This is a genomic window from Ancylobacter lacus (assembly GCF_018390635.1).
Taxonomy (GTDB): domain Bacteria; phylum Pseudomonadota; class Alphaproteobacteria; order Rhizobiales; family Xanthobacteraceae; genus Ancylobacter; species Ancylobacter lacus.
The window spans coordinates 132861-146993 of record NZ_JAHBGE010000072.1 but is presented as its reverse complement, the minus strand read 5'-3'; the positions used below and the strand labels follow the sequence as shown (position 1 = coordinate 146993).

Here is a 14133-nt window from a genome sequence, read left to right as displayed (position 1 = left end):
GAGGAACCCCCATGCATCACGGAGACATCACGTCGAGCGCGGACTCGGTCGGCGTCGCGGTGGTCAACTACAAGATGCCGCGTCTGCACACCCGGGCCGAGGTTCTCGCCAATGCCCGGAAGATCGCCGACATGCTGGTGGGCATGAAGCGGGGCCTGCCCGGCATGGACCTCGTGATCTTCCCGGAATATTCGACCCACGGCATCATGTACGACGCCGCCGAAATGTATGAGACCGCCTCGCAGATTCCCGGCGAGGAAACCGAGATCTTCGCCGAGGCCTGCCGCGCCGCCGGCGTCTGGGGCGTGTTCTCGCTCACCGGCGAGCGCCACGAGCAGCACCCCGACAAGGCGCCCTACAACACCCTCATCCTGATGAACGACAAGGGTGAGATCGTCCAGAAATACCGCAAGATCATGCCCTGGGTGCCGATCGAGGGCTGGTATCCCGGCGACTGCACCTATGTCTCCGAAGGCCCGAAGGGGATGAAGGTCAGCCTCATCATCTGCGACGACGGCAATTACCCCGAGATCTGGCGCGACTGCGCGATGAAGGGGGCGGAGCTCATCGTGCGCTGCCAGGGCTACATGTACCCGGCCAAGGAACAGCAGGTGACGATGGCCAAGGCGATGGCCTGGGCCAACAACGTCTATGTGGCGGTGGCGAACGCCGCCGGCTTCGATGGCGTTTATACCTATTTCGGCCGTTCCGCGATCGTCGGCTTCGACGGCCGCACCCTCGGCGAATGCGGCGAGGAGGAGTACGGCATCCAGTACGCCCAGCTCTCCCTCCCGCTCATCCGCGAGGCGCGCACCAAGGGTCAGGCGCAGAACCACCTCTACAAGCTGCTGCACCGCGGCTACACCGGCATGATCAATTCCGGCGAGGATGTCCGTGGCACCTGCGCCCTGCCCTTCCAGTTCTACAAGCAGTGGGCCGACGACCCGGAAGGCACGCGCGACATGGTCGAGGCGCTGACCCGCAGCGCGCCGGGCGTCGAGGACTGCCCGATCGAGGGCATTCCGACCAAGGTCGCCGCCGGCCATCGCTGACGCCGCGAACGTCCTGAGGTGGCGGCGGGCCGCCACCCGCCGCCGCAGGACCGCGCCCGCCCAGCACCCGGGCCGGCGCACGGGCCTGAACCCAGCAAAGGAGTCCCGGCGCCATGACGCTGCAGCCGAACCCGCCCCTTGAACACGCCGTGCTGGTCTCCTCCATCGTCGGCTCCCGGCTCGACCACGATCTCGGCCACCGCCTGCACCACATGGAGCATGACGGCATGGTCGAGACCGTGCGGATCGAGACCCGCGACATGGCGCGGCGCCGGCTGCGCGTCGTCACCGACCGCGGCACCGCCTGCCTCGTCGCCCTGCCGCGCAGCGAACAGCTCTTCGACGGCGCCGTGCTGCTGCTGGAGCCGGGGCGGGCCATCGTGGTGCGGGCGCTGGAGCAGGCCTGGCTGCGGCTGCGCCCGGCCTCGCTGCCGGATGCCCTCGCCCTCGGCTATGCCGCGGGCAACCTGCACTGGAAGGTGCGCTTCGCCGGAGGTGATATCGAGATCGCGCTCGAAGGCCCCCCCGCCGCCTATCTCGACCGCGTGCGCGAGCTGATCGCCGAAGGCCGGGTGACGCCGGTCGACGCGGCGGACGAGGCGTAGGCCATGAAGACGGCCGGCCTGCTCACCGCGCTGCGCTTCGGCGATTCCGCTTTTCCGGGCGGCGGCTTCGCCTTTTCGCAGGGTCTGGAGGGCCTCGCCCCCCTTCGCGGCGCGACGCCGGACGCTGACGCGGTCGCCGCCTTTCTCGACGAGCAGATCAGCCACCGCTGGGGACCGGCGGAGCGGGTGACGCTGGTGCGCTGCCACCGCGCGGCAGGCACCGGCGGCGCGGCGGCAGACGATGACGGCGCCGACACGGCAATGGACGAGGGTGCGCTCGACGCCGTCGCCGCGCTGGACCGCGACCTCGATCTCTCGACCTTCAGCCAGACGCTGCGGCGGGGCGCGCGGCGCAACGGTGCCGCCTTTCTCGCGGCCCATTTGCGCCTTGGCACGCCCGGTGCCGGCGCCTACCGGGGCCGCATCGCTTCCGGCGCCGCGCCGGGAACCCTCGCGGCCATTCAGGGCCTGCTGTGGCGCCGCGCCGGGCTCGACGAAACCGAAGCGGCGGCACTGGCGGGCTACCAGCTCGTCGCCGGCGGGCTGACGGCCGCGACCCGGCTCGGCCTCGTCGGCGCGCTCGGCGCCCAGGCGCTGATGCCGGTGCTGCTGGGGCGGGTGGCGGACGTCGTAAGCCGGCCCGTCGCCGCCGACGAGGAGCCCTCCGGCTTCTCCCCCTATGCCGAGATTGCCGCCGCGCGACAGGCCCGCCTGCCGCTGCGGCTGTTCTCCAACTGAGAAGACCCGCTGATGCTGCTGACCCCGACCGAGTATGAACGTCTCACCATCTTCTCCGCGGCGGAACTTGCCCGGCGGCGACGCGCCCGCGGCTGTCGGCTGAACGCGCCGGAGGCCACCGCCCTCATCGCCGACGAGATACTGGAGGGCGCGCGGGACGGGCGCAGCGTCGCCGAGATGATGGAGCTCGGCGCCAGCCTGCTGACCACCGCCGATGTGATGGAGGGAGTGGACGCGCTGCTCCCCATCCTCCAGGTCGAGGCGACCTTTCCGGACGGCACCAAGCTGGTGACGGTGCACGAACCGATCCGCCCCGCCGCCGGCCACGCCGTCGCCGACCGGGTGCCGGGAGAGATCATCGCCGCGCCCGGCGAGATCGAGCTGAATGCCGGCCGCCGTACTGCCCGGCTCCATGTCGTCAACACCGGCGACCGTCCGGTGCAGGTCGGCAGCCATTTCCATTTCTTCGAGGCCAACCGAGCGCTCGATTTCGACCGCGCCGTCGCCTTCGGCCTGCGGCTCGACATTCCCGCCGGCACCGCGGTGCGGTTCGAGCCCGGCCAGTCGCGCGAGGTGTCGCTGGTGGCCTTCGGGGGACGCGGCGAGGTCACGGGTCTCAATGCCCTGACCGAAGGCCCGACCGACCCCGCCGCCGCTCCCGCTGCGCTCGAGCGGGCGCGGCGCGCCGGCTTCCGCGGCGCCTGAACCAGACGAGGAAACCCGCCATGGCCCGCATCAGCCGCGCCGACTACGCCGCCATGTACGGCCCCACCACCGGGGACGGCATCCGCCTCGGCGACACCTCGCTGGTCGCGGTGGTGGAGAAGGACTACGCCGTCTATGGCGAGGAATGCCTGCACGGCGGCGGCAAAACCCTGCGCGACGGCATGGGCACAGTCGCGGGGCTGACCAGCGCCGAGGGCGCGCTCGACATGCTCCTGTGCAACGTCCTCGTCATCGACGCGGTGCTGGGCATCGTCAAGGGCGACCTCGGCATCCGCGACGGCCGCATCGTCGGGCTCGGCAAGGCCGGCAATCCCGCCATCATGGACGGCGTGGACCCGCGCCTGCAGGTCTCCGCCGCCACCACGGTGCGGGACTGCGAAGGCATGATCGCCACCGCCGGCGCGATCGACGTGCACGTCCATTTCGACAGCGCCCAGCTCTGCGAGCACGCCATCGCCGCGGGCATCACCACCATGATCGGCGGCTCGCTCGGCCCGATCACGGTGGGCATCGACTGCGGCGGCCCGTTCAATGTCGGCAAGATGCTACAGGCCAGCGAGGCGTGGCCGATCAATTTCGGCTTCCTCGGCCGCGGCAACTCACACCGCCCGGCCTCGCTGGTGGAGCAGATGCGCACCGGCTGCCTCGGGCTGAAGCTGCACGAGGACTGGGGCTCCATGCCGGCGGCGATCGACACCTGCTTGAAGGTGGCGGACGACCTCGATTTCCAGGTGCAGATCCACACCGACACGCTGAACGAGAGCGGCTTTCTCGAAGACACCATGGCCGCCATCGCCGGCCGCACCATCCACATGTACCACACCGAGGGCGCCGGTGGCGGCCATGCGCCGGACATCATCCGGGTCGCCGGCTTCGGGCACTGCCTGCCCTCCTCGACCAACCCCACCAACCCCTACACGGTGAACACCTTCGACGAGCACCTCGACATGACGATGGTGTGCCACCACCTCAACCCGGCCATACCGGAGGACGTGGCCTTCGCCGAGAGCCGGATCCGCCCGCAGACCATCGCGGCGGAGGATATCCTGCACGACCTCGGCGCCATCTCCATGCTCGGCTCGGACAGCCAGGGCATGGGCCGCATCCATGAAGTGATCACCCGCACCTGGCAGCTCGCCTCGAAGATGAAGGACCAGCGCGGCCGCCTGCCCGAAGAAGCCACCTTCGGCGACAATGAGCGCATACGCCGCTACATCGCCAAATACACCATCAACGCCGCGCGGACCTTCGGCATCGACGCCCATGTCGGCTCGCTGGAGGACGGCAAGATGGCCGACATCGTCGTCTGGCGGCCGGCCTATTTCGGGGTCAAGCCGGAGCTGGTCATCAAGGGCGGCTTCATCGCCTGGGGCGCGATGGGCGACAGCGCAGCCTCGCTGATGACCTGCGAGCCTCTGGCGCTGCGCCCGCAATGGGGCGCCTTCGCCGGCGCCGCCCGCGCGCTCTCCGCCTGCTTCGTGCATCCTTTCGCGATCGAGGACGGGCTCGCCGGCCAGCTCAGCCTCACCAAGCGGCTGCTGCCGGCGCGGGGAACCCGCACGCTCACCAAGGCGGACATGCTGCGCAACGACGCGCTGCCGACGATCGAGGTGAACCCCTCCACCTTCGACGTCTTCGTCGACGGCGTGCTCGCCACCTGCGAGCCCGCCACCCGGCTGCCGCTGACGCAGCGCTACATGCTGAGGTGAGCCCGATGAACGCCCTGTCCCCCCGCCTTTCCCCAGCGCCTGCGATGTCCCCTCCCAATGCCGCCCGCATCGGCATCGGCGGGCCGGTCGGCTCGGGCAAGACCGCGCTCATCGAGGCGCTGCTGCCGGTGCTGCAGGCGCGCGGCGTCTCGGTCGCCGTGGTCACCAACGACCTCGTCACCGCGGAGGACGCCGAGCGCCTTCGCCGCAGCGGCATCATCGATCCCGCGCGCGTGCTGGCGGTCGAGGCGGGCGCCTGCCCGCACACCGTCATCCGCGAGGATCCCACGCTGAACATGCTCGCCGCGGACGAACTCGACGCCCGCTTTCCCGAGCTCGACCTCGTCATCATCGAATCCGGCGGCGACAATCTCGCCTCCACCTTTTCGCTCGACCTGGTGGATTGGTGGATCTTCGTCATCGACGTTGCCGGCGGCGGTGACATTCCCCGCAAGCGCGGGCCCGGCGTGCTGCAATGCGACCTGCTGGTGGTGAACAAGGTCGACCTCGCCCCCCATGTCGGCGTCGATCTCGACGTCATGCTGGAGGAGGCGCGCCACGTGCGCGGCGGCCGGCCGCTGGTCGCCACCGCCTGCCGTGCCGGCCTCAACATCGATCAGGTCGCCGATGCGATCGCCGATGCGGTGCTGCTGCGCCGATGAACGCGCACCTGCCGCCGCCGCGCCGCCCGGAACTCGACATCGCGGTGGAGCGGCGCGACGCCGCCAGCCGGCTGGTGGCGCGCTATGTCGCCTATCCCTTCCACCTCACCCGCCCCTTCGCGCTGGACCCCGCACGGCCGGAGGTGGCGACGCTCTACATCCAGTCCTCTTCCGGCGGCTTCTATGCCGGCGAGGACCTGACGCTGCGGGTGCGGGTCGGGCGCGGCGCCGCCCTCCACCTGACGACGCAGGCCTCGACCATCGTTCATGGCGACCGCGGCCAGCCGGCACGGATGCGGCTGCTGCTGGAGGTCGAGCCGGGCGGCTTCCTCGCCTATACCCCGGACCCGCAGATCCTGTTTCCCGGCGCGGCCTGCGAGACCCGTCTGGAAATCCGGCTGCAAGGCGACGCCGAGGCGCTGCTGACGGAGGGCCTGCTGCTCCACGACCCTGCGCGACGCACGGGCGGACAGGAGGAGGCGCGCGCGAGCGGCGCTCCCATGGCCTACAGCGCCCGCACCGATATCCATCGCGACGGATGTCTGGTCTTCAGCGACCGCCAGCGCATCGCCGGGCCAGACCTCGCGCGGGCCGACGGGCCGCTCCACGGCCACCGCGTGGCGGCCAGCGCGCTCTGGCTTGGACAAGTGTCCTCCGCCACCCTGCAAAGCTGGGAAGATGCCGCGACTGCAACCGGCAGCCTTGCCGGGGCCAGCCTGCTGCCGGGTGGATGCGGGGCCGGGCTCCGGCTGCTGGCAACCGATGGGGCGATGCATCAGCGCGCGCAGGAGGCGGTTTTCGCCCACGTCTTCACCGAGCGCTTCGGCATCGCGCCGACGCGACGGCGCAAATGAGCCGCGCCGGCCGGATTCACCGCACCGTGAGCTGGAAATAAAGACCGGCGAGCCGCTGGGGCAATTCGGCGACGCGGGAGACGCCGAAGGTGTTGCGCCGTCCGAACACCGCCGCCCCGGCGCGGTCCGCCGCCGGCCCCAGGGCGACGCAGAACACATCGAGCCCCTCTCCCCGCGCCTGCACCACCGCCCGCCGCGCGTCGGCGGCGAGGTAGCCCTCCTCCTCGACATCGATGTCCGACGGCTCGCCATCGGTCACCACCACCAGCACCCGGCGGTGACTGGCCTGCGGTGCCAGCACGGCGGCGCCGTGGCGGATGGCGGCGCCAAGCCGGGTCGAATAGGCCGGCCGCAGCGCCGCCAGCCGCGGCAGCGCCTCGGTCCAGCGCTCGGCGAATCTCTTGACCGGCGTGATGCGCACATCGCTGCGCCCATTGGAGGCGAAAGCCAGGGCGGCGAAGGGATCGCCGAGCCCATCCAGCGCCTGCCCCAGCAGCGCGACCGACAGGGCCGCGGTGGAGAGCACCGTCTCGCCCTCGCCCGGCACCGGGTCCGCCGTGGACTGGGACACATCCAGCAGCAGCAACAGAGCCACGTCGCGCCCCTGCCGGCGCTTCAACGCATGGATGCGGGGGTCCGGCATGACGCCCGCCCGCAGCGCCTGAAGCGCATCCTGCGCGGCCTCGAGGTCGATCTCCTCGCCGTCCAGCCGTCGGCGCAGGCGGTCCGGCCGGCCGAGACGGGCACGGCGGACCAGCGCGCCGATCCGCGCGCCGACACTGCGGGAGGCCTGCAGCCGATCCTCCAGCGCCGCCGCGGTGACGGTGACGGCGGGGTAGAGCCGCACGGTGACATGGTCGGGCTGGTCGGCGCGCAGGGCGGGGTGCCATTCGGGGTAGAGCGCCAGAATCTCCCCCGGCTCGTCCGCGGGAGGAGCGGGCCGGGGCCGGGCCGATGTCGTCTCCGGCGGCTCGGGCGGCGGGTCGGGGAATGCCGTCTCCCTCTCCTCCTGCCGCAGCCGGGCCGCCTCCACCGTCAGCTCCAGCCGCTCGGTGGCGGACGGGTCGGCCTCATCCTGGTCGAACAGCCCGAGCCCATCGTCGCGATAGGCCGGCTCCACCCGGTAGCTGCGGCCATCGAAGGGGATGCGGAGCTGGCCGAGATCATGGCCGAGGATCCGGGCGATCTCAGTAACGAAACCCTGCCGCTGCGGCTCCCGCGCGAATGCGCGCTCGAACAGGTCGCGCGCCTTGACGATCCAGCCGTCGCCGTCCTCATAGGCCGGGTCGGCAAGGCCGCGCGCGAGCCGGGCGAACAGCGAGGGGATCGTCTGCGCTGGCGAGGCCGGCACGGTGTGGAAGCCCCGCCACAACCGGCCCAGCCCGGGAAACCGGGCCACCGCCAGCCGCTCCACCCGGGCGTCCTCCAGCAGGGCAACGAGCGCGCGCTGCACCGGCTTCATCCCGGCCGGCGCGAACAGGGCCGGCGTGAAAGCGCGGTGGGCCGCCGCGTGCAGCATGGCGGCCTCGAAGAAGCGCGCCGCGTCCGCTCCACCCAGCCCGTCGAAACGTGCGGGCATCAGCAGCAGCCCGCCCGCCAGACGGGTGCGGCTTAACGCGGGCTCCGCGACGAGGTGGACCTGCGGTTCGAAACCGAACAACGCCCGGGTGAGGCGGCGCAGCCGCTCCTCATGCGGGGCGTAGCGCACCGCGCCGGCGCGTTCGGCGAGGCGCAGACGGGCAAGCGGATCGATCAGACGGAAATAGGCGGCGCGCCGGCGGCGGTCGGTGGGATGAAGCGCGAGGCCGTCGCCGATCCAGCCGGCGAGGCCGGCGGGGTCCAGCGTCCGCGCCAGCTCGTCGAACACCTCCAGCAGCGGCATCACCGCGTCGGGCGCCCGCGCGGCAAGGCCCGCCAGCGCGGCCAGCCGCGCCGCCTCCCCGGTTCCCGTACCGCCATGAGGAAGCCCGCTGCCGACCGCCGCCAGCGCCGCCAACGCCGCGCGGGCGCCGGCATGACGACAGAGCACCCGGGCGTTGTCCCACAGCGCGAACACGGTTTCCGCCTCGGCGCCGGGCAGGAGGCGCGCCTCCAGCTCGTACAGCGCCGCGAGCACGGCGGGGCCGGCATTGACCTCATAAAGCGCCCGCACCCGCAGCGCCCACACGTCTTCCACGGTGGCGCCGAGCGCACGGCGAACCCGCCCGCGCGCCGTTGCAAAGCGCGCCGCCAGCTCCGGCCGGCCGCCTAGCTGCCGTTCAAGCCGCATCGCGGCGGCGGTGTCGGCTGCCGCCTCGGGCATGGCCGCTGCCATCGCCGCCCTCACAGGCAGGCGGAGACGACGGAGCGCAGCGCCCCGCGCGTGTCGCGGTCGTCGGTCAGCGGCGCCACGATGGCCATGTCGCAGGCATCGGCGAGGGCGATGCCGCGCGCAACCAGCTTGCCGGTGCGGATCAGGGTGCGGGTGGAGGCACCCTCCTCCAGCCCATGGCCGCCGAGATTGCGCGACGCTATGGCGATGCGGACCAGCTTCTCCGCCACCTCCACGGCGATGCCGGCCTCCTGCGCGACGATGGCGGCTTCGCGGGCCGGCTCGGCATAGCCGAAATCGATCGCGGCGAAGCGCTGCTTGGTCGATTCCTTCAGGTCCTTCACCGCGCTCTGGTAGCCGGGGTTGTAGGAGATCACGAGGAAGAAGTCGGGATGGGCGGCGACCAGCTCGTTGCGCTTGTCCAGCGGCAGGACGCGCCTCTCGTCGGTGAGCGGGTGGATGACCACGGTGGTGTCCTGACGCGCCTCCACGATCTCGTCGAGATAGCAGATGGCGCCGTGCCGCACCGCCTCGGTCAGCGGCCCGTCGCGCCACACCGTACCCTCCGCCTCCAGCAGGTAGCGCCCGACGAGATCCGCCGCGGTCATGTCCTCATGACAGGCGATGGTGACAAGCGGCCGGCGCAGCCGCCAGGCCATGTGCTCGACAAAACGGGTCTTGCCGCAGCCGGTCGGGCCCTTGAGCATCAGCGGGACATGCTCGTGGAACGCCGCCTCGAACAGCGCGATCTCACCCGCGACCGGCGTGTAGAAAGGTTCTTCCGCCATCCTGAAATGATCAAGGCTCATGCTCGGCTCCGTGTGCCGGATGTCCGGCGCGAGGTGGACGGAAGGCACAAAAAAACCCCGCTCGGGCGGTGAGGCCCGATGCGAGGCTGCGATGCCAGCGCCGCCCACGACACTGTGCGGCGGCTATCGAGGGGATGATGGTCGAAGCGTTGCCGCGGTGCAAGAGGCGACGGCGCTGGAGGCGATGGCGGGAACTCAGGCCGACATGGTCGGAGGCTCCGAGGCAACAGCCCGAGGCGCCTCATTCGTCGTCGGAATAGCGCTCCTCCGTCCAGGGGTCGGCGTGGTTGTGGTAGCCGCGTTCTTCCCAGAACCCGCGCTTGTCCGCCGCCATGAACTCGATCTGCCGCACCCACTTGGCGCTCTTCCAGAGATAAAGGTGCGGAATCAGCACGCGCACCGGGCCACCATGCTCGCGGGCCAGCGGCGCCCCCTCCCAGCTGTGCACCAGCAGCGCGTCCTCGGCGCCGAAGTCCTCCAGCGCGACATTGGTGGTGTAGCCGTCGTAGGAGTGCATCATCACATGGCTCGCCTCCGGCTTCGGCATGACGATGTCGAGGAGGTCGCGCACCAGCATGCCCTCCCAGCCATTGTCGTAGCGCGACCAGGTGGTGACGCAGTGCATGTCGGTAACGAGCTTCGTCTGCTTCTGGTCGAGAAATTCCTGCCAGCTCCACGACACCGGATGCTCGACGAGGCCGGTGACGTCGAGCCGCCACTGCACCCGCGAGATCGCCGGCTGCAGGCCGAGGTCCAGCACCGGCCAGTCGCGCACCAGATGCTGGCCGGGCGGCAGGCGATCGGAGTCCGGGCGGGTCACGCGGCCGGTGAGGAAGCGGCCCTCGCGGGCCCAGCGCTGCTTGGTGGTGGTCAGCTTGCTGTCTTCCGGCAGTCCGGGCGCGGTGGGGGCGGTCTCGTCATCGGCCATGGAGGGCTCCGTGAAGGGCGGCGGCCCCGAAGCTTAGCATCCCGCGGCCGGCATGCACGCAATCCCTGGGACCGGGTGGCACGTCGTGTTGCGCGAACGCACGGCGCCGCCCGCCGGGGAGCGGGCGGCGACGGTCGCGGTCAGTGGCCGCGGCGGCGGCGCTGGATCATGTTCAGGGCCTCGACGCCAGCCGAGAAGGCCATGGCGGTGTAGATGTAGCCCTTGGAGACATGCGCGCCGAAACCCTCGGCGATCAGCGTGGTGCCGATGAGCAGCAGGAAGCCCAGCGCCAGCATGACGATGGTCGGGTTGCGGTTGATGAACTCGGCCAGCGGATTGGCCGCCAGCAGCATGCACAGCACCGCGACCACGACCGCAATCACCATGATCGGGATGTGATCGGTCATGCCGACCGCGGTGATGATGCTGTCGACCGAGAACACCAGATCCAGCACCAGGATCTGGAAGATCGCCGCGCCGAACGTCATCTGCACCACCTGCCCGACGCCGGTATCGGCCTCGTGCGGCTCCATGCTGTGGTGGATTTCCTTCGTCGCCTTCCACACCAGGAACAGGCCGCCCGCGATCAGGATGAAGTCACGCCACGAAAAGCCGCGGCCGAACAGCTCGATGACCGGCTCGGTGAGCTGGACGATGAAGGCCACCGTGCTCAGCAGGCCGAGCCGCATGATGAGGGCGAGGCCGATGCCGATCCGGCGGGCCCGGCGGCGCATGTGCTCGGGCAGCTTGTTGGTCAGGATGGAGATGAAGAGCAGGTTGTCGATGCCCAGCACCACTTCCATGGCGATGAGCGTGACGAGCGCGGCCCAGGCAGCGGGGTCCGCGGCGAGCTGAAGCAGGTAGTCCATCGATCACTCCGCGGAAGACGTCTGACGAAGCGGTGCGGAAAGGCGTGCGCAGGGCGCGCTCCCGCCGGGGCGCGTGAACATCGCCCGCGCGGGGATCACGCGGAAATGTGGCAAGCAAAGCAGGGACACGAGGCCATTCTCTCTCAGCCGGCGGGCAACGTCGGGAAGAGATCCGACATCACGCAAACGCCGGCTTGGCTCGCGTCAGAGGGGCCCGGATCGGGTGTCTCTATTTAGATTCGACCGCGCAGAACGGCAAGAGGCACGATGATAACGTCGGCGCTCACGGCGGGGCGCCTTTGATCGGACAAGACGTCGCCCGGCACGGCCGGAGCGGGCATCCTGTCGCCGTCGAGCGCGCGGCTGCATGTGGCGCCCGGCTCGGCTAGGATGTCGGCTCTCGTCCGGCCCGACGCCGCGCGCCCACCCTTCCGGCTCCGACAGCCACAAACGCCGCATGCCCTGCCAGGTTCCGCTCCCCTCCAGCGTTCCCGAGGCCCCGCCGATCTCGCGGGGGCACCGTCGTCGTCCACGGCGCGCCGCTCTTGCCTCCGTCCTGTGCGCGGCGCTGGCGGCGGGGCCGGCCGCCGGGGAGCCGAGCCGGATTCCCGCGCGCGCCGAGACCGTGATCGAGGCGCTGTGCCGCATCGTCGACACCTCGGCGGCGGCCCGTGGCCTGCCCGGCGACTTCTTCACCCGGCTGATCTGGCGGGAGAGCACCTTCCGCACCGACGCCGTCAGCCCCAAGGGCGCACAGGGAATCGCCCAGTTCATGCCGGGCACCGCCAGCGAGCGCGGGCTCGCGGACCCGTTCGACCCGGAAAGCGCGCTGCCCGCCTCCGCGCGGCTGCTGGCGGAGCTGCGCGCGCGTTTCGGCAATCTCGGCCTCGCCGCCGCGGCCTACAATGCGGGCGCGGCGCGGGTGGAGCGCTGGCTGGCGGGGCAAGGCGCGCTGCCGCTGGAGACGCAGGCCTATGTCCTGTTCATCACCGGGCGCGAGGCCGAGGCATGGGCCGACCAGCGCCGGCAGGAGCGGGCGGGCGTCGATGAGTCCAACGAAAAAGCGCTGGCGGAAACCGTCACGGCGGCACCGCCCGCCGGCCCGGGCGACTGCCTCACCGTGACCGCGGCGCTGCGCACCGGCGGCGGCGAGATCGCCGAGGAGATCGCCAGCGTCAGCGCGCCGTGGGGCGTACAGCTCTCCGGTAATTTCTCAAAAGCACGGGCCCTCGCCTCCTATCAGCGGGCCCAGCGTCGCTATGCCGCCGTCCTCGAAGGCACCGAGCCGATGATCATCGGCCAGCGGCTGCGTTTCCGCGGCTCGCGGGTGTTCTACCGGGTCCGGGTCGGCCAGCCCACCCGCGAGGCCGCCGAACGGCTGTGCCAGAGCCTCCGCCGGGCGGGCGGGGCGTGCATCGTGCTGCCGAGCTGACCGCGCGTGCACTGCAGCGATTCACAAGCGCCCGTCATGATGTTGAATATAACCGACGGTTGTCCTGTCTGGTCGCGACACCGCCTGTCGCCGCGACGAAAGCCGTGTCATCGTTCATTCATTGGCCCCGACTAGATGCGGGGTCGCTCCGCCTGCTTTGGGGTGGAATAATGTTCTGGGAGGCTCAGATGACCCGCTTTACCCGCCGCGATCTCATGAAGGCGGGCGCGTTCGCCCTGGCCGCTCCGGCGGTGCTCCGCGCGCATGACGCCCTCGCCTCGTCCGGCTCCATCAACGTCTATGCCTGGGGCGACTATTTCGACAAGAATACCCTGGTCGCCGATTTCACCAACGCCACCGGCGTCAAGGTGAACCTGTCGACCTACGGCTCCAACGAAGAGTGCGAGAACAAGCTGCGCGCCGCCGGCGGCAAGGGCTTCGACGTGATCTTCCCGTCGGTCGACACCGGCCCGAACTACTACAAGGACAGCCTGCTGCAGCCGATCGACGAAGCCAGGTTCAAGGTCGCGCAGGTCGTTCCCTCGATCTACCGCAACTCGATCAGCCTCGGCGCGTCCTATCGCGGCAAGCGCTACCTCGTGCCGTTCGACTGGGGCACCGAGGGCATCACCTGGGATTCCAGCAAGTTCAACAAGAAGTCCGGCGAGATTTCCTATGCCGACCTGTGGCTGGCCGGCAACCCCAAGCAGACCGCCATCCGGCAGAAGTCGGTGTTCAACGGCGTTGCGCTCTATCTCGACGCCACCGGCGAGCTGAAGTCCGACCGCGGCCTCGACCTCTACAAGTCCGAGGCGGAATCCCGCCGCGTGTTCGAGGGCTGCCTCAAGTTCATCGTCGCCCACAAGGGCAACATCGGCGCCTACTGGAACAACGCCACCGAGGCGACCGCCGCCTTCACCGATGCCGGCTGCACCATCGGCCAGACCTGGGACACCACCGGCATCCTGCTGCACCGCAAGACCGACAAGAAGTGGGCCTACGGCATGCCCAAGGAAGGCGGTCTCGCCTGGACCGACACCTTCGGCATCCCCGCCGGCGCCGCCAGCGTCGAGCAGGCCTACGCCTTCGTGAACTTCCTCTATGACCCGGTGAACGGCGCCAAGTTCGCCAACACCACCGGCTACAACACCTGCGCCGCCGGCGCCGACCAGTACCTCTCCGACGAAGCCGCCGACGCCTTCAAGGCTGCCTATCCCGCCGGGACCATCGACAACCTGTTCTGGTGGCCGATGCAGACCGACTTCTACGCCAAGCTGCGCGCCGAATACGTCGAGAAGCTGACCAACGCCTGAGGCCGGGCCGGCGGCGCCCTGCCGCCGCCCACGCCGCACCTTCCGCCCGGGGTCGACCGCCCCGGGCGCCCTCCCCACAGCCTTTCCTGCGCAGATGGGCACGGTCGGGACGGTCCCGGCCCTGC

At 70.5% G+C, this 14133-nt stretch carries 13 protein-coding genes; 9 read left to right on the top strand and 4 right to left on the bottom strand.

Features of this window, described 5'->3' with window-relative positions; all coding sequences use genetic code 11:
• Positions 1–11 precede the first annotated feature (11 nt).
• The 7 genes from KHC27_RS17825 (at position 12) to KHC27_RS17795 (ending at position 6346) form a co-directional block, all read left to right on the top strand.
• Positions 12–1052 (top strand): aliphatic amidase, encoded by a 1041-nt coding sequence (locus KHC27_RS17825; protein ID WP_213340738.1) that lies wholly within the window; start codon positions 12–14, stop codon positions 1050–1052.
• A gap of 113 nt (positions 1053–1165) precedes the next feature.
• Positions 1166–1657, top strand: a complete 492-nt coding sequence (gene ureE / locus KHC27_RS17820) for an urease accessory protein UreE (protein WP_213340737.1) — start codon at positions 1166–1168, stop codon at positions 1655–1657.
• 3 nt (positions 1658–1660) lie between these two features.
• Complete coding sequence (locus KHC27_RS17815; protein ID WP_213340736.1) at positions 1661–2395, top strand: urease accessory protein UreF; 735 nt, start codon at positions 1661–1663, stop codon at positions 2393–2395.
• Between the two features lie 12 nt (positions 2396–2407).
• Entirely contained in the window at positions 2408–3100 is a 693-nt protein-coding gene (locus KHC27_RS17810; protein WP_213340735.1) for an urease subunit beta, read from the top strand.
• A 20-nt stretch (positions 3101–3120) separates the two neighbouring features.
• Complete coding sequence (gene ureC / locus KHC27_RS17805) at positions 3121–4830, top strand: urease subunit alpha (RefSeq protein WP_213340734.1); 1710 nt, start codon at positions 3121–3123, stop codon at positions 4828–4830.
• Between the two features lie 5 nt (positions 4831–4835).
• Positions 4836–5492 (top strand): urease accessory protein UreG, encoded by a 657-nt coding sequence (gene ureG / locus KHC27_RS17800; protein WP_213340733.1) that lies wholly within the window; start codon positions 4836–4838, stop codon positions 5490–5492.
• Positions 5489–6346 (top strand): urease accessory protein UreD, encoded by an 858-nt coding sequence (locus KHC27_RS17795; RefSeq protein WP_213340732.1) that lies wholly within the window; start codon positions 5489–5491, stop codon positions 6344–6346. Before ureG ends, KHC27_RS17795 begins: the two co-directional genes overlap by 4 nt.
• Positions 6347–6362: 16 nt before the next feature.
• Here the strand turns inward: KHC27_RS17795 and KHC27_RS17790 are convergent, their stop codons facing one another.
• From KHC27_RS17790 to KHC27_RS17775, 4 genes are all read right to left on the bottom strand, one after another.
• Positions 6363–8660 carry a nitric oxide reductase activation protein NorD gene (locus KHC27_RS17790; protein WP_213340731.1) on the bottom strand — a complete coding sequence of 766 codons (2298 nt, stop codon included), beginning with the start codon at positions 8658–8660 and terminating at the stop codon, positions 6363–6365.
• A gap of 8 nt (positions 8661–8668) precedes the next feature.
• Positions 8669–9466 carry a CbbQ/NirQ/NorQ/GpvN family protein gene (locus tag KHC27_RS17785; protein ID WP_213340730.1) on the bottom strand — a complete coding sequence of 266 codons (798 nt, stop codon included), beginning with the start codon at positions 9464–9466 and terminating at the stop codon, positions 8669–8671.
• A 241-nt stretch (positions 9467–9707) separates the two neighbouring features.
• A complete protein-coding gene (locus KHC27_RS17780) occupies positions 9708–10394 on the bottom strand; it encodes a sulfite oxidase-like oxidoreductase (RefSeq protein WP_213340729.1) in 687 nt (228 codons plus the stop codon).
• Between the two features lie 140 nt (positions 10395–10534).
• The gene (locus KHC27_RS17775; protein WP_213340728.1) at positions 10535–11263 is read right to left on the bottom strand and encodes a TerC family protein; all 729 of its coding nucleotides are present in this window, start codon (positions 11261–11263) and stop codon (positions 10535–10537) included.
• A 457-nt stretch (positions 11264–11720) separates the two neighbouring features.
• Here KHC27_RS17775 and KHC27_RS17770 point away from each other — a divergent pair, with 457 nt between their 5' ends.
• Positions 11721–12695 carry a lytic transglycosylase domain-containing protein gene (locus KHC27_RS17770; protein ID WP_213340727.1) on the top strand — a complete coding sequence of 325 codons (975 nt, stop codon included), beginning with the start codon at positions 11721–11723 and terminating at the stop codon, positions 12693–12695.
• 188 nt (positions 12696–12883) lie between these two features.
• The gene (locus KHC27_RS17765) at positions 12884–14008 is read left to right on the top strand and encodes an extracellular solute-binding protein (RefSeq protein WP_246520044.1); all 1125 of its coding nucleotides are present in this window, start codon (positions 12884–12886) and stop codon (positions 14006–14008) included.
• The last annotated feature ends 125 nt before the right edge of the window (positions 14009–14133 follow it).